The following is a 23508-nucleotide window of genomic DNA, read 5'->3' on the forward strand; positions in this document are numbered from 1 at the left end:
CTGGCACGCGGGCAGTAAGTACGAAAAGGTCATCTGGCGGTGCGGCCACAAATACTCAGGCCAGGAAAAATGCGCCACCGGGCACATCAACGATCAGCGCCTCAAAGACCTGTTCCTCGACGCCATCCAACTGCGCTTCGATAAGCCAGCCGATGACAGCACAAGCCAGGCGTTATTAGAGGTACTCGATACTAGCGACCTGGAAGTTCAAGCCGCAGGTCTAGTCGCCCAAATCGATGAGGTGGCCAAGAAAATCCAAGCGTTGATCGCCCACAACGCACGCGTCGCACAAGACCAACACGCCTATGAGCAGAAGTTCAACGCAGTCCACCAGCAGCACCAAGCACTCCTCGCGCGACATGCCGAGGTATACGCCCAGATCCAGAGCAAACAGAATAGCCTCGCCGCTTACCGCTACTACCGGCAAGAAACTACCAACCTCGAGATCAACAATCTAACCTTCAGTCCCTACCTGTGCGTGACTCTCCTCGACCACGCCACCGTCAGCCAGCATGGCACAGTGACGTTCATCTTCCGTGACGGAAGCCAACAAGACATCGCCAAGGACTGACCAGCTCATCAGCTATTCCAGTTGGGCTGCGGCTGCCCTCTCCAGAGATCCATTGCCTGCTGTAGCCCGCTGTTGACGGAAGCGTTTGGAAGTTGAAGCTGTGGGAGTTTATTAGCAGCTATCCAGGCATACAAATCAGCCATACTCTCCTCCCACGCCAGCAAATTGTTGCTACTATTGAGCTCTCTGTAGCGTTGAACAATATCCGCGGCTGGTGCTGGATGGTAGAGGGCGTAGCAAATATGATCCCCTGAGGGTGCAAGTAGGAACTCTGCGGTATTCAGGGGCTCACCAACTGCCGAGGCTGGCGAAGTCAGCGACTTCCACAGTCCGCACTGGTTCCCAACGAGTGGCATCAAGCCAGACGGGCCGCGACGCTCGACAACATCGTCGAACTGCAGAACCGAGGCGTCAATAAAGTCGTCCTCCTCGGTGATAACTACAACGTGTCCATTAATGTTTCCCGCGCTGTCAAGCGTTGGGCATCTGTTTCCTCTCTCGAAGCGGGACCAAGAGACGCGTACGACAGCTGGAACCGCGATTGCCGGTATCTCGAACCTAGTCAACGCCGTGAGCATGGCAGACGCGGCAGGTACGCAGACCGCGCCAGACGTACTGGGAGCTGCGGTCAAGAAGAAGCAAGCCAGTCCGGCAGTGTGAAGGAGGCGTGGGGGAATCTCGGTAATGAAGCTTTCAAGCCTCTGACGGGTAGTTTGATTCAATTCCATTAGTCAATTCCTTCGGCGTGAACCAATCAAGCGGCTAAATCGTAGTTGGCGCGCGTTTGTATCCGTTGTGGCATGAAAGTTTCGAGAATGCGCACCCCTTCGTCTGACAGCGACTTACCAAACGCCGCCCGCAGCAGCACCTCAGCCGAACGCACAATGTAATCGACCACCGGCACCGGGGTGAACACAATGCCCAACCGGCCGGCAAGCCGCGGAAACGCCTTCGAAAAGAACTTGTCGTACAGCGTCAACAGCATCTGCTGCTTCGCAGCCATCCCCTGCAGGCCGCGAATGCGTGTGGTCACCTTCGCATAAAACCCCTCAAGCGGTTCAAGCTCGCGCGCAAACCCGGCATTCTCGCCAAACTGCGCCACCACCTTCTCGAGTGCCGACGACACCGGGTTTTCGCGCGCAAAATCGCGGTCGGGGAACATCGCATCGAAAATCGGCAGCGTAATCATGTGCTGCGCCACCAGCTCGATAACCTCGTCGCGGGTAATCTCGGGATTCACCGTCTGCGACAGCGCCTTCATGAAGCCCTCAAACGGGCGCACATCGGTGCCCGGTGCATCCAGGTGTGTGGTGATCAGCGTGATGAAACTGCGCGCCAGCTTGTCAATATCTTTCGTCCAGTCGTCCCAGTACATCCGGTCGCCGACCTTCTGCACGATCTTCGCGTACACCGAGTCTTTCCACGCCGCATCAAAATCACCGCCGAGCCCCGGCAGCGCCACATCCACCGCCCGAGGCTGCGGCAATTCATCCACGCCCTCGGTGCCGATCTCGCGACCAGAACCGGTCTCGGTGCGGCGCGGCTTCGACAGATCGATCGCCTTGACCACGATTGTTTCGGGAGCGACCCCCGACACCGACATCTGGTTGATCTTCGCATCCAGCCGCTCATCGTGCGCCCGCAGCGCCTGCAGCACCTGCCACACCACCTGATAGCGGTCGTTCTCGTTCAGGGCTGCATCGGCCTCCACTCCCGCCGGAATCACCACCGGCAAAATAATGTAGCCATAGCGTTTACCCTCGGCGCGGCGCATCACACGCCCCACAGCCTGCACCACATCCACCTGCGACTTACGCGGGTTGAGGAAGAGCACCGCATCAAGACTCGGCACATCCACGCCCTCGCTGAGGCACCGCGCGTTCGAGAGCACCCGCGCCACCGGGCGGCCCAGCCGATCGGTGCCCGGCTCTTCTTTCAACCAGTCGAGCAGCTCCTCACGCTGCGTCGAACGCATCGTGCCGTCGACATGCCGCACCTGCACCGTGAGGTCATCACTCGGATCGTCATTGTCAATATCCGAAAGGTGATCTTCTACCAGCGATTGGAACTCACTCGCCACCCGCTGCGAAGTGCGAATATCCTTCGCGAACGCCACTGCTCGACGCATCGGTTCAATATCGAGTCCGAAGTCTTCGACAAAACCGCCCACCTCACGCTTCGCCATCCCGTTCCAACAACCCACCAGCTTCGTCACATCATCAAGCGGGAGCTCGTAGGCGCTGTCGGCCACCTGCTGCTGAAATTGCTGCGCAATCTGGTCTTGCGACACCCCGAGCACCAGCACCTTGTAGTCGGTGAGGAGGTTCTCTTCCACCGCCTGCCCGAACGACAAGCGGTACAGCTCGGGGCCATACAGTGCCTCGTCGTCCATCGAAACGAGTTCGGCATCGTGCTGAGCCGCAGTGTTTTTCACTTGGTCGTTAAAGATGCGCGGCGTTGCGGTCATATAGATACGCCGCGTTGCCTGGATGTAGTCGTTATCGTGCACCCGCACAAACGAAGACTCGTCCTCGTCGCTCAGCGTCACGCCCGTGGTGCGGTGCGCCTCGTCGCAAATCACCAGATCGAACGCTTCCACACCGAGTTGCTGCGCCTCGTGCACCGCCTGAATCGACTGGTAGGTCGAAAACACCACCACCATCCCGTCGGCACCCGAAGCGAGATGGTCAAGCTCTTCAGCAAGCACGCGGCCGTTTGTTGTGGCCGGAGCCGCGAGCTCTTCAATCGCCACGCTGGTAATGTCACCAGTCTGTTTGCGACCGACCGTCGTATCCGAACCCACCACGAACGCCGTCAACGGCAGCTCGGGATCGTGCTGCTGCGACCACTCGTTGAGTGTCTGCTGCAGCAAAGCAAGCGACGGCACCATGAACAAAATCGTTGACCGGCCACCACCGGCAAACCGCTTGGTTACCCGCTCTGCGAGCTTCAGGGCGGTGAACGTCTTACCGGTACCACACGCCATGATCATCTTGCCGCGCTCGGTGCCGCGCTCAAACGCCGCCATCACCTGGCTCACCGCCTGGTGCTGGTGCGGCCGCAATTGCTTGAGTTCATGCATCCGCGGTGCCGTGCGCGGATCGAGCACGTTGTAGCTCGCCCAGTCAATATTCGAATGGCGCAACTGCTCGAGACCGATGCGTTTCACCGGTTTCGTGCGATTTTTCAGCGTCTCGAGCGCGTTCGCCGACCACGGCTGCGAAGTCGTGTCAACCCACAGCCCCTCAGCAAACTCATCACGCCCCACAAATTCAAGAAACGAATTGAGGTCGTCTTTGCGCACCCGATGCTCGGGCCGGAAAAACTTGGTTTGGATCGCCACAAGACGACCATCGCGACGCTGCGCCACAAGATCTGCGCCGGTGTCGGCACCGGTGCGATCCGGCCAGTCTTTCCACAGCCACACGTGAGCGAAGTCGCTCCCCCAGGTGCCGTCTTGCATCAGAAAGTGCCGCACCAACTCTTCGAAATAGTTGCCCTGCATCCGACGCGAATCGGCCAGCTCCCGCAACTGATCGAGAAGCTTGTCGAACTCAGCGTTTGGGGCGGCGGGGGTAAAAGCAACAGACAACGCGGCACTCCTTCATCGGATACCGCCTATTGTCGCCCACAAATCGCTACCGGCAGTACGCAACGGGCCGGGACACGCACATCCGCGCATCCCGGCCCGCAGCCCAAAGAATCATCCGTTAGAAGTCCCAGTCTTCATCCTCGGTCGACTCGGCCTTACCGATCACATACGACGAACCCGAGCCCGAGAAGAAGTCGTGGTTCTCGTCGGCGCCCGGCGACAGCGAGGCGAGGATAGCCGGGTTCACATTGCACACCTCGGCCGGGAACATCGCCTCGTAACCGAGGTTCATGAGCGCCTTGTTGGCGTTGTAGTGCAAGAAACGCTTCACGTCTTCCGACCAGCCAACACCGTCGTACAGGTCGTGGGTGTACTCAATCTCGTTGTCGTACAGCTCCATCAGCAGCTCAAAGGTGTAGTCCTTCAGCTCTTGCTGACGCTCGGGCGACTGCTTCTCAACCTCGCGCTGGAACTTGTAGCCGATGTAGTAGCCGTGCACCGCCTCATCACGAATGATCAGGCGAATAATGTCGGCGGTGTTCGTCAGTTTCGCCTGCGACGACCAGTACATCGGCAGATAGAAACCCGAATAGAACAAGAACGATTCGAGCAGCGTCGAGGCCACCTTCTTCTTCGCCGAGTCATCACCGTGGTAGTAGCCCATGATGATCTGCGCCTTCTTCTGCAGCTGCTCGTTCTCGCGGCCCCAGCGGAATGCGGCGTCAATCTGCGGGGTGTTCGCCAGCGTCGAGAAGATCGACGAATAGCTTTTGGCGTGCACCGACTCCATGAACGCGATGTTCGTATACACGGCCTCTTCGTGCTGCGTCACCGCGTCGGGAATCAGCGAGACCGCACCCACCGTGCCCTGCAGAGTGTCGAGCAGTGTCAGCCCGGTGAACACGCGCATCGTCAGCGTCTGCTCATCCTCGGTGAGTGTGTTCCACGACTGAATATCGTTCGACAGCGGCACCTTTTCGGGAAGCCAGAAGTTATTGGTGAGACGGTTCCAGACCTCGAGGTCTTTCGGGTCGTCAATTCGGTTCCAGTTGATCGCTTCAACTGAGTCGAGCAGGTGGTCGCCCATGACGTTGAGTCCTCCGTGTGATTGCGTGCGAAATAGGCTATGGATCAGCGATTCAGCTGAATCTCTAGTTGGTGAGCGTGGGCAGTTCGGCGTGGTGGTCGTACTCGGCGACCCCAACCTGCCAGTAGCCATTGAACTGCCCGAACAGTCCCTCGCGGGCCAGTGTGCTGGCACAGTCGCGCAGCTGCGCCACCCCGTGGGCTTCGCCAGCGCCCCAGAGGAGCACGCGCTCATCGACGGGGATGCGCGACACAACCTCGGCCGCCACCGCGCGCCAATCGTCGGGATGCGCGAGTTCGTGTTCGTATAACTCGATACCGTCCGGCAAATCGAGTGCCGCCACATCACGAATCCCGAGCAGGTGCAGCTCCCCCGGCAGCCGGCAGTCATCCAGTCGCCGCTCGGCGGCGGGAAGCGCGGCCGCATCCACCACCGCAATAATGCGGTCGAGCGGCTCCACCACCCGACGCGAACCGCGCGGGCCACGAATGGCGCACTCGTCGCCGGGCTGGGCACGGTTGAGCCACTGCCCCACTACGCCGCCGGCATGCGCGACAATATCGATGCGCAGGCGATGGTCGTCACTGTCAACAGCCCGTGGCGTCATATCCCGCAGCCCGAGTTCGGTACGGTTCGTAATGCGGCCGGTTTCAGGGTCGGTCTGTGCCGCCACAAGTTCACCGGCAGCGTTCGGCACCTGCAGTTTGATGTGGTCGCCACCCGCGGGCGAAACAAAATCGTGCAGTTCGGGGCCGGTAAACCAGCAGCTGACGAGATTATCGGCACGCCAGTGCATCGATTCGAGCCGAACCTGGCGGGTGCGTGGCTCGAACCGCGTGAGTTCAGTGGCTGGGTTTGCGAGTTTGCTCATGGTGATCCGCTCCTACCGGCGACGGGGCCGCCGCATCGGCAACGGCCCCGCTGTCGGGGTGTTTTTGCTAGAGCATGCAGCTCACGCACTGGTCAACTTCGGTTCCCTCCAGCGCCATCTGGCGCAGGCGGATGTAGTAGATCGTCTTAATGCCCTTGGTCCAGGCATAGATCTGCGCGCGGTTAATATCGCGCGTTGTTGCCGTGTCTTTGAAGAACAGCGTCAGCGACAGGCCCTGATCGACGTGCTGGGTGGCCGCCGCATAGGTGTCGATGATCTTCTCGTAACCGATCTCGTAGGCATCCTCGAAATACTCGAGGTTGTCGTTGGTGAGGAACGGCGCCGGGTAGTACACGCGCCCGAGCTTGCCTTCCTTGCGAATCTCAATCTTCGACGCGATCGGGTGGATCGACGAGGTCGAGTTGTTGATGTACGAGATCGACCCGGTGGGCGGCACCGCCTGCAGGTTGCGGTTGTACATGCCGTACTGCTGCACGTCGGCTTTGAGCTGGCGCCAATCGTCCTGCGTGGGAATATCGTGCCCCTCGAACAGTTCGCGCACACGCTCGGTGGCGGGTGCCCACTCTTGGTCGATGTACTTGTCAAAGAACTCTCCGGTGGCGTACTTCGACTCTTCAAACCCGTCGAACCGTTCACCCCGCTCACGAGCGATGGTCATCGACGCGCGAATTGCGTGGAACAGCACGGTGTAGAAGTAGATGTTCGTGAAATCGAGACCCTCTTCCGAACCGTAGTGGATGCGCTCGCGCCCGAGATAACCGTGCAGGTTCATCTGACCGAGACCGATGGCGTGCGATTTGGCGTTGCCGTCACGGATCGAGGGCACCGAGTCGATCGAGCTCATGTCGCTCACCGCGGTAAGGCCGCGGATAGCCACCTCGACCGTCTCACCAAGGTTCTCGCTATCCATGGCCATGGCGATGTTCATCGAACCGAGGTTGCACGAAATATCGTCACCGATGTGCTCGTAGCTCAGGTCGGCATTGTAGGTGGAGGGCGAGTTCACCTGCAGAATCTCGCTGCAGAGGTTCGACATGTTGATCCGACCGGCAATCGGGTTGGCCCGGTTGGCGGTGTCTTCAAACAGGATGTAGGGGTAACCCGACTCGAACTGAATCTCGGCAATCGTCTGGAAGAACTGACGGGCATCGATTCGCGTTTTGCGGATGCGATCGTCATCGACCATGTCGTAGTAGTGCTCGCTGATTGCGATGTCACCGAAGGGTTTGCCGTACACGCGCTCGACATCATAGGGCGAGAACAGGTACATCGGCTCGTTCTTTTTCGCCAGCTGGAAGGTGATGTCGGGAATGACGATACCGAGCGAGAGGGTCTTGATGCGGATCTTCTCGTCGGCATTCTCACGCTTGGTGTCGAGGAAGCTGAGGATGTCGGGGTGGTGAGCCGAGAGGTAAACAGCACCGGCGCCCTGCCGCGCACCGAGCTGGTTCGCGTACGAGAACGAGTCTTCAAGCAGCTTCATGACCGGGATGATGCCCGACGACTGGTTCTCAATCTGCTTGATGGGCGCACCCGACTCGCGGATGTTCGAGAGGTTAAAGGCAACGCCACCGCCACGTTTCGACAGCTGCAGCGCCGAGTTGATCGAACGGCCGATCGACTCCATATTGTCTTCGATGCGCAGCAGGAAGCAGGAGACAAACTCGCCGCGCTGGCGCTTACCAACGTTGAGGAAGGTGGGGGTTGCCGGCTGGAAGCGCCCCGAGATCATTTCGTCGACGAGCTTGCGGGCAAGTTTCTCGTCACCCCGCGCGAGGCCGAGCGCCACCATCAGCACGCGGTCTTCGAAGCGTTCGAGGTAGCGGCCGCCGTCGAACGTTTTGAGCGCGTACGAGGTGTAAAACTTGAAGGCCCCCAGGAAGGTGGGGAAGCGAAACTTTTGGCTGAAGGCGTGATCACGCAGCTCGGCGATGAACTCGCGCGAGTACTGGTCGATGACCTCGGCCTCGTAATACTCGTTGTCGATGAGGTAGCCCAGCCGCTCGTCAAGATCGTGGAAGAACACCGTGTTCTGGTTGACGTGCTGCAGGAAGTATGCGCGCGCGGCCTCGCGGTCTTTGTCGAACTGGATCTGGCCGTTCGCGTCATACAGGTTGAGCATCGCGTTCAACGCGTGAAAGTCGAGCTCACCGTGAGGGTTCTGATCAGTACCGGCCATTACGCCACTGCCTCCATTTGTTGCCAAAACTGGTCGAGCCCCCGGTTGACCTTCTGGGTGTCTTCCGGGGTGCCGAACAGTTCGAATCGATAGAGCACCGGCACGTTGCACTTGCGGGCGATAATATCGCCCGCAAGGCAGTAGCCGACGCCGAAGTTAGTGTTGCCGCTAACGATCACTCCCCGCAGGAGCTCTCGGTTAGCTGGCACGTTGAGAAACTTGATCACCTGTTTTGGGACGGCGCCTTTGACGGTGCCGCCACCGTAGGTGGGAACGATGAGCACGAAGGGTTCATCGGCGAGAATCGTTTCGTCGCCCGTGCGCAGTGGGATGCGACGAGCTTCTCGACCAAGTTTCTCCACGAATCGCTGCGTGTTTCCCGACACGCTCGAAAAGTAGATCAGCCTGGCCATTGCAGCTCCTAGGCCGAGCGCAGCTTCTTGAGCTCGTTGATTTTGTCGGGGCGGAATCCCGACCACGAGTCGTCACCGGCCACTACGACCGGAGCCTGCAGGTAGCCGAGCTCCTTCACCGTCTGCAGTGCCTTCTCGTCTTCTGACAGGTCGAACACCTCGTACTCGATGCCCTGCTTATCGAGGGCGCGGTAGGTCGCAGTGCACTGAACGCAGGAGGGTTTGCTGTACACAGAAATAGTCATTTGAAGTGCCTCGATTTAGTGAATTGAATGAGAACTTATCGGCGGGATGCGGAGCTGATGCGAGATCAGCTCAGGCCCGTTAGTGAATCGGTTGCGACCGCCGCTACATCTCCGTCAGCCACAACATGTTGTGCTTGATGAGGCTAACACCACTAGATGCTGTATTACAAGCGTGTAGTTCTCCACATAAAATTCCACAGAAAACCGGCGTGTCGGCGAGCTTTTCCACGAATTATGAACAAGCAATTCACAGTTCCTCCTATTTGCTGTGGACAACTCCATCACCAGCCACCGACATTTCCGCCGCTTCCCGCACATCCGGCCCGCCGCATCCCGACCCGCCGACAAAATGCGAGAGAATGAACCGTTACCGCTTTGCATCCCAGCAAGATTGAGGACCCGTCATGACCGACCCCGCCGAAACTCCCGGCCGCACCCTGCAAGAACTCGTTGATCTGCTACCGGGTGCGCACCTCGTTTCAACGGCAGACGGGCAGCTGCGAGTGACCGGCGTCTCAAGCTCCACTAACTCGGTCAGCGCCGGGGATCTTTTTGTTGGGGTTCCCGGTGCCCGTCGTCACGGCGCCGAGTTCACCGCCGCCGCGCAACAAGCCGGTGCCGTTGCCGTGCTCACCGACGCTGCCGGCGCCGAATATGCGCGGCCAACCGGGCTGCCGATGATCGTGGTGGATGCGCCCCGCGAACTGCTCGGCAAAACCGCGGCCCTGGTCTACGGCACCCAGGCCGGGAACCCGACGCTGATTGGCATCACCGGCACCGACGGCAAAACCACCACCAGCTATCTGCTGCTCGCACTCCTTGATGCCCTGCACATTCGCAGCGGCCTGTCGAGCACTGTCGAGCAGCGCATCGGCGACCGGATCGTATCGACCGAGCGAAGCGGCGGGCTCACCACTCCCGAAAGCGACTATCTGCACGCACTCGTTGCCCAAATGCGCCGCGAACAGGTTGCGGTGGCCGCCATCGAGGTGTCTGCCCACGCACTCACCCGACACCGCGTGGATGGTTTCGTGTTCGATTCGGCGATCTTCACAAACCTCTCCCAAGACCACCTCGACGACTATGCCGATATGCGCGAATATTTCGCCGCCAAAGCCGAACTGTTCACCTCCGAACGCACCCGCCGCGGCGTGATTGCCATCGATGATGAGTGGGGACGAGAGCTTGCCACAATCGCCTCAGTGCCGGTTGACACCGTCACCACCCGCGCCGATCTCGATGCCGATTGGCACTTCACCGCCGAACAGGTCTCGCTTACCCGCACCGATTTCACCCTCACCCACCGCGATGGCCGCCGCCTCACCAGCAGCGTGAGCCAGCCCGGCTGGTTTGTCGCCTTCGACGCCGCACTCGCGATTGTCTCGCTCACCCAAACCGGCACCCCGCTCGAACAGATTGCCGCAGCGCTCGATGCCACCGGTGGCCTGCAGGTGACTCTGCCCGGCCGGCTCGACGTGGTCAACCCCGACGGCCCCGGCCCGCGCATCTACACCGACTACGGTCACACTCCAGGCTCGATGCGCACCGTGCTGTCGAGCCTGCGTCAGCTCACCCCCGGCAGACTCTTCGCGGTGTTTGGCGCCGACGGCGACCGCGACACCACCAAGCGGCCCGATATGGCCCGCGCCGCAGCCATCGCCGATGTGGTGGTGATCACCGACTACAACCCGCGATTTGAAGACCCGGCGGCCATTCGTGCAACCCTGCTCGAAACCCTCCACACTGAGTTTCCCGAGCACGAGGTGTATGAGATCGCCGACCCGGCCGCGGGCATTGCCAAAGCAGTATCGATCGCCACCGAAGAAGATGTGATCTTCATCGGCGGCAACGGCCACGAACTTGCCCGCGAAGTGCGCGGCGAACACATCCCCTACTCGGTGAAGGATGCCGCCCGCGCGGCACTGCGTGACGCGGGCTGGGATGTCGCTGGCCCCCGCTAGTATTTTTCTCACATCGAACTCGACGGGGCACGCATCCAACTGCCACACCGGCGGGTTCAGTCGTCCGCACCCGCATCGACCAACGAGAGGAGCCGCGTGCGCATCTATCTCGAAGCACTCCGCATCCGCTATGTCGCGCGGCTGTTGTTCTCACAGCTACTGGCGCGCTTTCCGGCCGGGATGCTGTCGGTGGCGCTACTCATTCACATCGAGCAGACCTACGGCGACTTCACCGCCGCCGGGTTTACGATCGCCGCGTTCGCAATCGGGCAGGGAATTGCCGGGCCCCTTGGCGGGCGGCTGCTCTCACGCTTCGGGATGCGCACCGTGCTCGTGCCCACCATCCTGCTGAGCTCGCTCACGCTCGCCATTCTGGGGCTCACCACTCCCCCGATGCAGCTGCTATTCCCGCTCGTGTTCATCACCGGTCTCACCATCCCGCCAATTCCGCCGGCAGTGCGCACCGTCTATCCCAAGATCGCCGACAGTTCGCGCATCAACACCGTGTTCGCCATCGACGCGACGCTGCAAGAGATCATTTGGATTCTGGGGCCGCTACTGACCACCATAATTGCAGCAACGCTCGGCCCACGCACCGGTATTCTGCTGTGCTCGGCAGTTCTGCTTGTTGGGGGCATCTGGTTCGTGACCTCGAAGCCAATCGGCCAGGTACGCATCCCCCAATCGCCGCGACAAATGGGGGCCGTGCTGCGCGAGCCGGTCGTGCTGATTATGACCGTCGTCTTCATGTTCGGAATCGGCACCTGGGGTGCGCTGGATGCCGCGGCAATCGCCCACTTCGGTCACGAAGATCCGTTCGTTGGCGCGGTGCTGGGTATTTCGGCAATTGGTTCACTCATCGGCGGCCTCGGCGCGGGATTGATGGCAATGCCCCGCTGGTCGCTCGCCGCGCGCGTAGGCGTGGGCGTGATCGGCACCGTATTGGCACTGTTCTCGCTCGAGAGCCCGCTCATGTTCATCATTGCGTTCTTCATTACCGGCATGGCGTCATCGCCGATGATCGCGCTCGCGAACTCGGCGGTCAGTGCCACCGTGCGGTTCAGCGACACCGCCGAAGCGTTCGGGTGGCTCGGCACCGCGCAGCTGGTTGGCGTAGCGATTGCCAGCGCCTTCGCAGGCATCGCCATCGACGCGATGGGCGCACTGGGTGGCCTGCTCATCGGTGCGGGGTTCTCGATCGCGGCACTTATCGTGGCGCTCGTGGCGATTCCCTGGCTACCCGACCTGAGCGCCGGAGCTGCGCTGCCGCGAGCCGACACCGCCCCGATTGTGCTCCCCGACACCGAGTAGCCCGCGGTCACCGCACGATTTCGACAAACCTGGTAACTGAGGGTGCACTTATTGTCGGCACCGACTACGGTGGCAGTCTGTGACCAATTCACTCGGCATTCGGCTCAACGACGGACGCACGATCCCACAACTCGGGCTCGGCACCTACAAAATGGATCCGGCCGCAACGGCAGATCTTGTGGCGCAGGCAATCGACATCGGCTATCGCCACATCGACACCGCCACGCTCTACAACAACGAAACCGGTGTGGGTGAGGGCCTGCGCCGTTCGGGCATCGACCGTGACGAGGTGTTCATCACCACCAAAGTGTGGCAAGACATGCAGGGCTACGACGCCACGCTGCGCGCCTTCGATGAGTCGCTCGAGCGGCTCGGTCTTGACGAAGTTGACCTCTATCTCATCCACTGGCCGGCTCCCGCGCTCGACCGTTACCTCGAAACCTGGGATGCACTCGAGCGGCTTCACGACGAAGGCCGGGCGCGTTCGATCGGTGTTGCCAACTTTAAAGCGCACCACCTCGAGCGCTTGATCCAGGAAGCCGATGTGGTGCCCGCCGTGAATCAAGTGGAGCTGCACCCGGCTTTCCAGCAGCCCGAGCTGCGGCACTTCCACCTGCAGCACGGCATTGCTACCGAGGCGTGGGCGCCGCTTCGTCGCGGGGATGCGCTCGCCAAACCGCTCGTGCAAGAACTCGCTGAGAAATACGGTCGCACCCCGGCACAGATTGTGTTGCGCTGGCACATCGAAATCGACAATATTGCGATTCCAAAATCGTCGCATCCCGAACGGATGCGCGAAAATCTCGGTGCCGCCGATTTCACGCTCGACGCTGACGATATTGCCCGGCTCACCCAGGTCGACACCGGCACCCGCACCGGTAAAGACCCCGACGACTTCAACTAGCGCGACTGCGCTGCTGAACTGGGTTTATTCACCTCCCTGCTCGACCCTGCGGGCGAGCGAGAGTGGTTCTGTCGAATGATCAGACCGAACCGCTCAGCTGATGTGCCGCGCAACGGTTACTGCGAAGCTGAGTGCATGGCGAAAAAACAGTGGTTGAAACAGGCACTCACGACGGTGACGGTTGCACTCGCAGCTATCGGCCTGCTGTCGGGATGTGCCGCTGGTTCGAGTGGCTCAGATAGCACCGCATCCGGGGCCGCCGCACAGAACTCGCGCGAATACCCCGAAGAGCACGGCCCCGATCAGCCTGAGGGTATCGCTCAAGACGGCGCCGAACACGACGCGAACGAACCCGGTTCTGGTTCGACCACGCCGCACGAACCCGCCATGGTGGTAACAACCACGGCCGAAGTCGAGGTCGACTCAGCCGAACAGGCAACGGCCGAGCTCGAAAGCCTCGCCCACAAGTACCAGGGCCGCATCGAATACCGTCACGAACAAATCGAGCGCAGGTACCCGAGTGCCGATTTCACGGTGCGCATCCCCGCCGATCAGCACGACACGTTCATCAGCGAACTAAAGGCGCTCGGCACCACGAAACACCTCACCACTGAAGCGAGCGATGTTTCCCTGCAAAAAGTGGATCTCGATGCCCAGATCGACAGCCTGAAAAGCTCGATCGAGTCACTGCGCAAGATGCTCTCTGAAGCTACCACTATCGGCGACCTGCTCGAGATCGAACGCGAACTCGACAGCCGCCAATCCGAGCTGCAGAGCTTGGAAGCGCAGCGCACCGAACTCAGCGACCGAATCAGTATGTCGAAAGTAGACCTGCGCATCGTACAAGCTCAGGCCGACACCACGGTCGACAGCGATGAAGCGCCGCCGTTCTTAGGTGGGCTCGGTCAGGGCTGGAACGACCTGGTGGCTGCTATTGGTGGAGTCGCCAACCTGATCGGCTATGTGCTGCCGGGGCTGGTTGTATGCGCGGTGCTGTTCGCAGGCCTGTGGTTCGGGCTGCTGCGGCCGCGCTACCGCAAAGCTCGCGCTAGTCAGCAGGCAAGTGCAGCTGCCGCGGCCGAGGCGACGAGCGATCAGCTACCGCCGCTGCCGGAGATTACCGATGAGCATCTTGATGCATCCAGCAACACCGAGGCAACCGAGGCGACCGAAACGCGCAGTTGACCTGCTCGGTAAGCCTGCGTCAAGGTACAGCCCGATACACTTCGGGTACTGACCACGAACAAAGGAACTCGTCTTCGATGGCTGCTGAGCAAGACCGCACGGAACTCGACGACAACGTTGATCTTCCCGAAGAGCACACCGACGACCTCACCGAGGCCGACCTCGAAGCTGAGGTGACTGAGAGCGACGCCGATAACGCCGCCGACTCAGACACGTCAGAATCGGATATCGCAAAGGACGAGGCAAGCGACGAAGCCAACACTGCAACGGATGCCGGCGACCCCCCCGAGGAGGCGGCCAAGCGCGAGGCTGAAGAGCGACTGCTGGAGCTTTTTCAGTCGACCGTCTACGGCACCGATGGGCAAAAGCTTGGCCGAGTTGGCCAGGTCTATCTCGACGATCAGACCCAAGAACCCAATTGGGTCACGGTTAAGACCGGTTTCTTTGGCATCAAAGAATACTTCGTTCCGCTCGATCTAGCCGAACGCGACGGCAAACGGATCACCGTTCCCTACACCAAAGACCAAGTGGTAAGCGCCCCGCGCACCGAAATCGACCAGAATCTCTCCCCCGCAGAAGAAGACGACCTGTACGCGCACTACCAGGTGCCCGGCAAGCTGCCCGAGCCCGATCCGCTGCTGGTTGAATCGGCCGACGCTGTGACTAGCGAGCTCGATGACGAGGTCAGCTTCGACACCGATCTTACCGAAACTGGCGAGGTCGCGGCAGCGTCAGCTGATGAAGCGGCCGATGAGGTTGCGGATACGGCGTTCGCACCTGACACGAGCAGCAGTGCCGCGGAGGCGGCAGCCGGCTTTGCCGACGACGCAGATGCCGAGCTCGACGCCACCTCACTCAATCTCGAAACCGATCCCGAGATCGAAAAACCCACAGACTAGTTTCAGCGCATCCCATTTCGTTGCGGCCGCACCTCACAGCAGGATTTGCGGCCGCATGGAATATCCGGCCCGACCGATTTGTTGGCCTCCGTACCGACCCCACCGCGAACCCTCCCGATCATCCGACGCTGACCGATCTCACCGACCGGACACACGATTTGAAAGGACTCCGGCATGGCTACTGTCGACCTCACGAATGACAACTTCCTCGAAACCGTCACCGGAAAGGGCATCCACTTCGTCGATTTTTGGGCGGGCTGGTGTGGCCCCTGCCAAATGTTTGCCCCCGTCTACGAAGAGGCGAGCAACAAGCACGAAGACATCACCTTCGCCAAGGTAGACACCGAAGCAAACCGCGAAATCTCCGCACAGCTGGGGATCCAGTCGATTCCCACCCTGATGGCGTTTCGCGATGGCGTGCTGCTCTACCGCGAGGCTGGCGCGCTGCCCGCGCAGGCACTCGAGCAGGTCATCGAAGCGGTCAAGAGCGTCGACATGGATGAGGTGCGCAAACAGATCGAGCAGCAGCAGGCCGCCGAAGGTGACAGCAACAATTAGAGCTGCAGAGTCGCACCCGCTTCGTTACCAAAATGGCCCCACCACGGTGGGGCCATTTTGGTATTCGAGGGTAATCGCTACGACTTAGTGTTCGTCGTAGTGGTCAACGTGCACTGCATGCCGGTGACCATCGTGAACGTAGTCGACGTGGTCGCCGTGTTCGATTGCTTCGTGCCCGCAGTTTACACCGTGCTGGTGTTCAGCTACCGAGTGCTCAGCAGCGTGGTGGTGCTCGTCGTAGTGGTCACCGTGGAGCGTGTGCAGGTGACCATCGTGCAGGTAGTCAACGTGATCGCCGCGGTCGATTGCTTCGTGCCCGCAGTTTGCACCGTGCTCATGTTCGGCGACGGTGTGCTCGGCAGTCTTGTGTTCGGTCATTGTCTTCTCCTTAATGCCTGGTCGAGTGACCAATGTTGTTAGCAGGGGCGTTTGATGCCATTCGTGGCAAGCCTGTCAGCTGGATATTGCACCTGACTCTGGCTGTTCGAGATGTTCGGCAGAGTGGACGAGCGCATCCGCCACCACGTGCCGAACATGTTCATCGGCGAGCTCGTAGATGCGATTGCGGCCACTCACTGTTACCGCCACGAGCCCCACATCCCGCAGCGTACGCAGGTGTTGCGACACCAGCGGTTGGGTCATCTGCAATTGTTCGGCAAGTTCACTCACGCTTCGACCGCCGTCGAAGAGTGTGACAACGAGCTCCAGTCGCCCAGCGTGCCCGAGCACGTGGAAGATGCTGGCAGCGCGATCAATCGCAGGGTTCTTCACGCATCCATCATGACACCATATATGCACATATTGCAATATACGCATGCATAATGTGATTGATTATCGCTAGCGGTCAAGACCGAATACACCAAGATCGCGCGGAAACTACCCGAGCCGCTGCGCAATCAGCGTTGCCAAATGCACGCCCTCACGGCCGATAAGCTGATCGGCCTGCGTGCGGCACGAGAACCCGTCAGCCAAAAATACCGCGTCATCCGACGCCTTCCGAAGCGCAGGTAGCAGCGAATTACCCGCAACTGCGACCGACATTTCGTAGTGGCCGCGTTCGAGACCGAAGTTGCCAGCCAGCCCGCAGCATCCCGAAAGCTGCGTCAATTCGGCGCCCATCTGCTGCAAGAGCTTACGGTCGGCATCGAAACCGATGACGGCGTGCTGGTGGCAGTGCGGCTGCACCACAATTTCGGTGCCGGCAAGATCAGGCAGGGCGAACTCGTCACTCGGTTTCACGGGCGCGCCACCGGTGAGCACCTCCGATAGCGTGAAAGTTGCTTCGGCAATCAGCTGCGCGCGGGGATCGTCTGCGAACAGCTCGAGCAGATCGCTGCGCAGCACCGCCGTACAGCTGGGTTCTACACCAATAATCGGGATGCCATCCTCAACCAGTGGGGTAAACACATCCAGCAGCTGCGCGAGGCGTTTACGGGCGCCGTCAAGTTGCCCGGTTGAAATCCAGGTGAGCCCGCAGCACACCTGCTGCGGCGGCGTCACCACCTCGAACCCGGCAGCTTCAAGCACCCGCACCACATCGTGGTCGATGCCCGGCGCGAACCCGTTCGAGAACGAGTCGGCCCACACCATCACCCGGGGGCGCTCGCCCCGCGGGGCTACAGCCGACACCGCTTTGCCTGCGCGTTCGGCACGACGCCGGTCACGATAGAACGTGGTGCGCGACACCCTCGGAATTGTGCGTCGACGATCGACACCAGCCAGCGGCAACATGAGCCGGCGCAGCCAGCCCACCGAAAACATCCCGTTCACCAGCGGCGCCAACGGCGACATCAGTTTCTGCCAGCGCGGCAACTGCCCGAACACATAGTGGCTCATGGGGCGCAGCCGGCCGCGATACTTGCGATACAGCGTCTCTGATTTCATCGCCGCCATATCCACCCCGGCAGGGCAGTCGGTCGAGCACGCCTTGCACGACAGGCACATGTCGAGCGAATCGGCGACCTCCCGCGAGCGCCAGCCGCCATCGACAAGTTTGCCGTTGATCATTTCTTGCAGCACGCGGGCGCGCCCGCGGGTCGAGTGGGTTTCGTCACGGCTGGCCAGGTAGCTCGGGCACATGAATCCACCGGAGGCCCGATTATCGGCCCGGCATTTCGCCATTCCCACGCACCGATGCGTGGCCCTGGTGAAATCGCCACCGTCATGCGCCCACGCAAACCCGCCGCGCACCTTCGGCATCGGCAGGGCCTGCGGGCGGCGCAGATCGCGGTCGAGGGGTGCCGGGTGCACGAGCACTTCGGGGTTGAGGAGGTTGCGCGGATCGAACAGCGATTTGAGCTCGCCGAACGCGGCGATAGCCTCATCGCTGTACATGAGCGGCAACAGCTCGCTTCGTGCCCGGCCATCACCGTGCTCACCCGACATTGAGCCACCGAAATCGGCGACGAGCCGGCCAGCATCGAGCATGAAGCGGCGCATTGCGGCGCCGTCGCGCTCGAGCGGAATCGAGAGCCGAATGTGGATGCAACCGTCACCAAAGTGTCCGTAAGGCATACCCTCGATGCCGTGGCTGGCGGTGAGTTTGTCGAACTCGCGCAGATAGGCGCCGAGCTGTTCGGGTGGAACGGCAGCGTCTTCGAAACCTGGCCAGCACTGTTCACCGTCGAGCGTGCGACTGGCAAGCCCCACACCGTCGGCACGCACCCGCCACAGGCGCGCTGCCGCAGCCGCATCGTCGACAATCGTGTGCGAGATAGCCGCCGAGTCGGCAACGAGCGCCTTCGCGCGAGCGAGCGCGTCGGCCGCATCCGTGCCGGGCATTTCGATGAGCAGCCAGCCACCACCGTCAGGTAGCGACTCGATCGCCGCCGCACCGTAGTGACGGCGCACAGCCTCGGTGAGCCGCGCATCCAGTCCCTCAATAGCGCCCGGTTTGTGGGCCAGCAGCGTGGGAATATCATCGGCCGCCTCAAACATCGACGGGTAGCCGAGCGCCACGGTCACCGGCGCCGAAGGCACCTCCACCAGGCGCACGGTTGCGCCGAGCACGGTGGCGAGTGTGCCTTCCGAGCCCACCAGCAACTGTGCCAGTGAATGCCCGCGTTCGGGCAGCAATGCTTCGAGCGCATAACCCGATACCTGCCGACCGAACCGCCCGAACTCGGTGCGGATCGTGGCCAGATGCCGCAGCGTGAACTCATCCAGCCCGGGCACCACCGACAGATCGTCGGTGGCTGTGTATCGCCGCCCGAGCCCATCCATCACGTCGAGGTCGATGATGTTGTCGGCAGTGCGACCGAACGCCAGCGAGTGCGAACCGCAGGCGTTGTTGCCGATCATGCCGCCGACAGTGCAGCGAGTCCAGGTGGAGGGGTCGGGGCCGAAACGCAGCCCATAGGGTTTGGCGGCGTTTTGCAGCTGGGCAACCACCACGCCCGGGTCGATTCTGGCGGTGCGGGCTTCAGGGTCGAGGCTGTGGATGCGGTTGAGGTGGCGGGAGGTATCAACGACGATGCCGCGGCCAATCGCGTTACCGGCAATTGACGTGCCCGCGCCACGCAGGTGCAGCGGCGTGCCGGTTTCGCGTGAGAGTTCGGTGATCGCGATGAGGTCTTCGGTGCTGCGTGGAAACACCACCACTTCGGGAACGATGCGGTAGTTCGAGGCGTCACTCGAATACTCGGCTCGCCGCAGTGTCGAGGCGTCGACCTCGCCAGCGATACGCTGACGTAGCAGTTCGACCAGATCCCGCTGTTCGGCGGTGGGTTGGGGCGCATTCGCCTGCATGGTCACGGTGAATCCTTCCATCAAGACCCTGTCTTCGATGGTAGTCGGCTTGCCCACCGCTCACGGTTACCGTGCAGCCGCGGCCGCGCGGCGCACTCGGCGCATGATGCACCGGGCAGGGAGCGCGCGGATCACCGGTGGCAGCAGGTGCGCGGCAATAATCAACGGAACCCAGGCCAGTGCCGCGATGAACCGGCGGATGCGCGTGGCCGGATGCCCGTATGCGGCGGCAATCTGTGGCGGCAGCAGATCAACTGCCAGCGTGGTCGCGTATGGCATCGCGGCGCGCAACCACAGCGGCGCATTGCGGGCGGCAAACAGTTCGCGTTTGGCGCGCATCGCCTCATCGGTGATGTGCAGCTCGTTAAGGGCGGCAGCGAAGCGGCGGTCAAACTCGGCGGCCGTGGCGGGCCAGGTTTCTGGCGGCAGCCGCAGCCCGGTGCCGAGCCTGCCGAAATCACGCACGATACGGTCGGCAGTGTGCCGGTTCACCACACGCCCACCGTACACGCGGCGATGCGCCCGAACCGCCGCCCAACACAGTGTCGCGGCAACCCACCACTGCAGCTCGGTGTCATCGGCGCGGTAGGGTTCGCCGGTACCGGTCTCGCCGGTAACCGCCGCATGCCGCCGGTTCACGCGCTCGCACACGAACCGCCACTCAGCTTCGTTACCGAAAGCGGCAGCGGTGACATATTCGAGCGTTCCCCACAGCCGCCGCATCGGCGCAGCCGCGAAGTTGGAGTGCTGGGCAACACCGGCCGCAACCGAAGGGTGAGCAAGCTGCAGCAAAATTGCCGTGCCGCCGCCGGCAAGCACCGCGGCCTCGGATGCGAGCGCGCGGAACGGCGAGTCGTCGGCCCTGGTCTGGTTGCTCATCGCTGTGGCCCCGCCTCAATCTGGCTCGCGGCGACCGCGTCCGTCTCGAACCGAAGCTGCGTCACCCGCCCCGCGAGATCAAACACCTCCACGAGCAGCGGCGCCGCCACCGCAAGCTTGGTTTCGGGCGCTTGCTGCGACGACCGCCAACTCGAGGTATAGCTGCCGTCGGCACCCGTCACCGCCCACCCCGCTAACGCGCTCAACCGCGACAGCGCTCCCGTGTTCTTCCCCGCCAGTAGCTCACCAAGCCCCGCCGCGGGCGCGTAGCCAACAATCCTCAGCCCGCCGTCAGCGTGGCGCACGTCGACAGTGCCCGGCGCATCCTCAGCGTCACGCCGCACCCGATAGCGCGCGCCCTGCGCATCCAGCCGCGCCCGGGTCACCACCTCGGCGCGCGCGCTCGCATCAATCGAAACGAATCGACGCCCCAACCTCGCAGCCACCGCGGCTGTGGTACCCGAGCCGGCAAACGCATCCACCACCAGGTCGCCCTCATCAGTGCACCAGCGAATAAGCAGCTCAAGCAGCCCCTCGGGCTTCTGGGTTGCATAACCGGTGCGCTCTGCCGAAACGTTCAGCACCGGCCGCACCGAAACCCTACGCACCCGGTCACCATCCACCAGGTTGATCACGCCCTCAAGCACATCGCGCAGAATAGTGTCGACGTAATAGTTGCCCGCCGCATCCTGTTTCGAACCCATAAACGATTTGTCGAGCAGCTGCCGCTCACGCTGCGTGCGGATACGGAAACGCGGGCTGCGCCGGTACAGCAGCAGCTCGTCGTGTTTGCGCGGCACCGAACTGGTGCGGGATGCGCCGCCGCTGCGATAGGCCCACACGAGCTGATTCACAAAATTGTCGCGACCAAACAGCTCATCGAGCACGATGCGCACCAGATGCGAGGCGTGCCAATCAAGATGCACGATCAGCGCGCCATCCTCACGCAGCAGCTGCCGGGCAAGCACCAGCCGAGAAATCAGCATCCGCAAATAGCCCACGGTGCCCTCATCCCACCGATCACGATAGGCAAGCTGAGTGAGCGCAATAGTTTCGCCATCCGCATCGGTTTCGATGCGATTGCGATAGTCGGCGCCCGAATCATAGGGCGGGTCGAGGTAGATCAGTTTTGCCCGCGTAGCCGGCTCGGTTTCAGCCGCCGCCACCAGGGATGCGAGCGCGGCAAGATTGTCGCCGCGCCAAACGAGATTTGGTTCGACGCTTCGGACGGTGGATGCGGTGCGGGTGTTGCGGGTGTTGCGGGCCTTGGCCAGCGCGGCAGCGGCCTCCGCGCGCCCCTGCTCGAGAAGCTGCGGCAGCTGGACAAGAAGCGATGCGGTCACACCCCCAGTGTGCCGCATCCAGTGCCGTCATCATTGCACTGCACGTTCGGTTGGTGTGGCACGCTCATGACATGACCGTATTGACCTGGCAGACGCATCCAACCCCGATAGGTGAGCTCGAAATCGCGGCAACAAGCCGGGGAATCGCGCTGGTCGCGTTCGGGCGCGCCGAAGGCGAGCGCAAGTTGCGGATGCATCCCGAGCTGCGGCTGGCAACTGAACCGGATGCGCGAGCGCAGGCACACCTACAGCTCGCGGCCCGCCAAATCGACGAGTATTTTGCCCGCGAGCGCCGCCAGTTCTCGGTGCCGCTCGACCTGCTCGGAGCCACTGGATTTCAAACGCTGGCACAGCAGACACTCGCCCGCATCCCCTATGGCGAGACCGTCAGCTATGGCGAACTTGCTGAGATGACAGGGCATCCGCGGGCGGCACGAGCGGCCGGCACCGCCTGCGCCACCAATTCGCTGCCGATTCTGCGGCCCTGCCACCGCGTGGTGCGCGCTGACGGATCACTCGGACAGTACGGCGGCACACCCGAGGTGAAGCGGTTTTTGCTCGAGCTTGAGAGCGGCGCTTAGCGGGGTCGGTGCGCTTCCCGCACCGCGCAGCGCCTCGCCTCTCCCCGCCGCACACCACTCCCCCCGCCTCGTGTGTGTCTCCGCGTCATTTGTATGCGCTCTGCCACATACAAGTGACGCGAACCCACACAGATCCCGCGATATGGGGCGCGAGGCGGGCGCTAGATGCCAGGTGGGGCGCGAGGCGGGCGCTAGATGCCAGGCGCAGCGCAAGCGCGACGTGCGCAGCGCATCCTCGTTAATTTGCTTCCGAGTGGAATCTGTTAGGCATGGTTTATGAGCTGGATTGACGATGATTTCGTTCCCGATCCGAAACGCCTCACCCGGCACAAGGGGGTGCTGTTTAACCCCTGGCTGAATATCTCGGTGTGTGCTGGTGCCACGCTCCTCTGCGCCGGAGTCGCGGCTTACATGGTGTTCTACATCATGGAGAATCTGATCTCGCAGCCCTCCGGCGACGGTAGAGGCGCCGAACTTATTGCACTGGTAATTGTGGCAGTCTTCAGTGGACTGCTCAGCATCCTGATGCTGGTGGTAACTTTTTTGACCGCGCGCTGGTGGCAACGGAAGTCGCGCGAGTTTTACGAGCGCCAACGCATCCCCCGTTAGTTTGCTTCCGAGTGAAGTCTGTTAGGCATAGTCCATGAGCTGGGTTGACGATGATTTCGTTCCCGACCCGAAACGCACCACGCGATATCGGGGTGTGGTGTTTAATCCCTGGGTCAATATTTCAACCTGCATCCTGCTCACTATCGCCGCCGGTGCGGCCACGGTCTGGATGACCGGAATCTTCGTCGAACTGAGTGAAAAACCCGACTATCCCGACCAGGGCTTGGACATTATCGGCGCATTAATCGGATTGCTCGCGGCAGCGGCAACCACCGTGTGCATGGTGATTGCGACCATTGTCACGATCCGCTGGTGGATACGAAACGCAAAAGAGCACAAAGAGCAGCAAGCGCAGTCGCCGAATCAACCGGGCTGGCAAGGCCCGCAAGACGGGCTGCACCCGCGGCAGGGACGCTAGCATCGGGAACGCACCGGCACTACGGCCCGGCCCTAACTCCTATGTGTCTCGGCGCCCGCTGCTACACAGCCCCACCTCGTGTGTGCTTCCACGCCCGCTTGGCCACTCCATACGCCACGGCCCCCTAGCTCGTG

General features: G+C 61.7%; 21 protein-coding genes and 1 pseudogene. 10 read left to right on the plus strand and 12 right to left on the minus strand.

The window, feature by feature from the left end:
* Positions 1-571: pseudogene (locus RQ865_RS08640) on the plus strand (zinc ribbon domain-containing protein); the annotation flags it as partial.
* 8 nt (positions 572-579) lie between these two features.
* Here the strand turns inward: RQ865_RS08640 and RQ865_RS08645 are convergent.
* The 7 genes from RQ865_RS08645 to nrdH all read right to left on the minus strand — a co-directional run bounded on the left by RQ865_RS08645 (position 580) and on the right by nrdH (position 8979).
* Complete coding sequence (locus tag RQ865_RS08645; RefSeq protein WP_201517940.1) at positions 580-1299, minus strand: hypothetical protein; 720 nt, start codon at positions 1297-1299, stop codon at positions 580-582.
* Positions 1300-1325: 26 nt separating this feature from the next.
* Positions 1326-4163, minus strand: coding sequence for a DEAD/DEAH box helicase family protein (locus RQ865_RS08650; RefSeq protein ID WP_311478865.1), 2838 nt, complete (start codon positions 4161-4163; stop codon positions 1326-1328).
* 118 nt (positions 4164-4281) lie between these two features.
* Positions 4282-5250 carry a class 1b ribonucleoside-diphosphate reductase subunit beta gene (gene nrdF, locus RQ865_RS08655; RefSeq protein ID WP_311478867.1) on the minus strand — a complete coding sequence of 323 codons (969 nt, stop codon included), beginning with the start codon at positions 5248-5250 and terminating at the stop codon, positions 4282-4284.
* Positions 5251-5314: 64 nt separating this feature from the next.
* Positions 5315-6121, minus strand: a complete 807-nt coding sequence (locus RQ865_RS08660; RefSeq protein ID WP_311478868.1) for a siderophore-interacting protein — start codon at positions 6119-6121, stop codon at positions 5315-5317.
* Between the two features lie 67 nt (positions 6122-6188).
* Positions 6189-8321: a class 1b ribonucleoside-diphosphate reductase subunit alpha gene (gene nrdE, locus RQ865_RS08665; protein ID WP_311478870.1), complete on the minus strand. Its 2133-nt coding sequence runs from the start codon at positions 8319-8321 to the stop codon at positions 6189-6191.
* Positions 8321-8734 (minus strand): class Ib ribonucleoside-diphosphate reductase assembly flavoprotein NrdI, encoded by a 414-nt coding sequence (nrdI, locus tag RQ865_RS08670; RefSeq protein ID WP_311478871.1) that lies wholly within the window; start codon positions 8732-8734, stop codon positions 8321-8323. The genes nrdE and nrdI overlap by 1 nt, the downstream gene beginning before the upstream one ends.
* Positions 8735-8742: 8 nt before the next feature.
* Complete coding sequence (gene nrdH / locus RQ865_RS08675; RefSeq protein ID WP_311478873.1) at positions 8743-8979, minus strand: glutaredoxin-like protein NrdH; 237 nt, start codon at positions 8977-8979, stop codon at positions 8743-8745.
* 404 nt (positions 8980-9383) lie between these two features.
* On the opposite strand from nrdH, the gene RQ865_RS08680 reads away from it, so the two are divergent.
* From RQ865_RS08680 to trxA, 6 genes are all read left to right on the plus strand, one after another.
* Entirely contained in the window at positions 9384-10940 is a 1557-nt protein-coding gene (locus RQ865_RS08680; RefSeq protein WP_311478874.1) for a UDP-N-acetylmuramoyl-L-alanyl-D-glutamate--2,6-diaminopimelate ligase, read from the plus strand.
* Between the two features lie 96 nt (positions 10941-11036).
* Positions 11037-12251: an MFS transporter gene (locus RQ865_RS08685; protein ID WP_311478876.1), complete on the plus strand. Its 1215-nt coding sequence runs from the start codon at positions 11037-11039 to the stop codon at positions 12249-12251.
* Positions 12252-12330: 79 nt separating this feature from the next.
* On the plus strand, positions 12331-13155 hold the full coding sequence (locus tag RQ865_RS08690; protein WP_311478877.1) for an aldo/keto reductase: 825 nt from the start codon (positions 12331-12333) through the stop codon (positions 13153-13155).
* 135 nt (positions 13156-13290) lie between these two features.
* On the plus strand, positions 13291-14340 hold the full coding sequence (locus tag RQ865_RS08695; protein ID WP_311478878.1) for a DUF4349 domain-containing protein: 1050 nt from the start codon (positions 13291-13293) through the stop codon (positions 14338-14340).
* A 77-nt stretch (positions 14341-14417) separates the two neighbouring features.
* Positions 14418-15239 (plus strand): PRC-barrel domain-containing protein, encoded by an 822-nt coding sequence (locus tag RQ865_RS08700; protein WP_311478880.1) that lies wholly within the window; start codon positions 14418-14420, stop codon positions 15237-15239.
* Between the two features lie 174 nt (positions 15240-15413).
* Positions 15414-15797, plus strand: a complete 384-nt coding sequence (trxA, locus tag RQ865_RS08705) for a thioredoxin (protein ID WP_311478882.1) — start codon at positions 15414-15416, stop codon at positions 15795-15797.
* Between the two features lie 84 nt (positions 15798-15881).
* Here trxA and RQ865_RS08710 read toward each other — a convergent pair whose 3' ends face one another.
* The 5 genes from RQ865_RS08710 to RQ865_RS08730 form a co-directional block, all read right to left on the minus strand.
* The gene (locus RQ865_RS08710) at positions 15882-16175 is read right to left on the minus strand and encodes a hypothetical protein (RefSeq protein WP_311478883.1); all 294 of its coding nucleotides are present in this window, start codon (positions 16173-16175) and stop codon (positions 15882-15884) included.
* 75 nt (positions 16176-16250) lie between these two features.
* Positions 16251-16568, minus strand: a complete 318-nt coding sequence (locus RQ865_RS08715; protein WP_311478885.1) for a metalloregulator ArsR/SmtB family transcription factor — start codon at positions 16566-16568, stop codon at positions 16251-16253.
* Between the two features lie 105 nt (positions 16569-16673).
* Positions 16674-19601, minus strand: a complete 2928-nt coding sequence (locus RQ865_RS08720) for an FAD-binding and (Fe-S)-binding domain-containing protein (RefSeq protein ID WP_311478886.1) — start codon at positions 19599-19601, stop codon at positions 16674-16676.
* A 9-nt stretch (positions 19602-19610) separates the two neighbouring features.
* Positions 19611-20423 carry an oxygenase MpaB family protein gene (locus RQ865_RS08725; protein WP_311478887.1) on the minus strand — a complete coding sequence of 271 codons (813 nt, stop codon included), beginning with the start codon at positions 20421-20423 and terminating at the stop codon, positions 19611-19613.
* On the minus strand, positions 20420-21766 hold the full coding sequence (locus RQ865_RS08730) for a DNA methyltransferase (protein ID WP_311478888.1): 1347 nt from the start codon (positions 21764-21766) through the stop codon (positions 20420-20422). The genes RQ865_RS08725 and RQ865_RS08730 overlap by 4 nt, the downstream gene beginning before the upstream one ends.
* Positions 21767-21837: 71 nt before the next feature.
* Here RQ865_RS08730 and RQ865_RS08735 point away from each other — a divergent pair, with 71 nt between their 5' ends.
* From RQ865_RS08735 to RQ865_RS08745, 3 genes are all read left to right on the plus strand, one after another.
* Positions 21838-22347: a methylated-DNA--[protein]-cysteine S-methyltransferase gene (locus tag RQ865_RS08735; protein WP_311478890.1), complete on the plus strand. Its 510-nt coding sequence runs from the start codon at positions 21838-21840 to the stop codon at positions 22345-22347.
* A 276-nt stretch (positions 22348-22623) separates the two neighbouring features.
* Complete coding sequence (locus RQ865_RS08740) at positions 22624-22956, plus strand: hypothetical protein (protein WP_311478891.1); 333 nt, start codon at positions 22624-22626, stop codon at positions 22954-22956.
* Between the two features lie 34 nt (positions 22957-22990).
* Complete coding sequence (locus RQ865_RS08745) at positions 22991-23374, plus strand: hypothetical protein (RefSeq protein ID WP_311478893.1); 384 nt, start codon at positions 22991-22993, stop codon at positions 23372-23374.
* Positions 23375-23508 lie beyond the last annotated feature (134 nt).

Source organism: uncultured Gulosibacter sp. (assembly GCF_963509965.1).
Taxonomy (GTDB): Bacteria; Actinomycetota; Actinomycetes; order Actinomycetales; family Microbacteriaceae; genus Gulosibacter.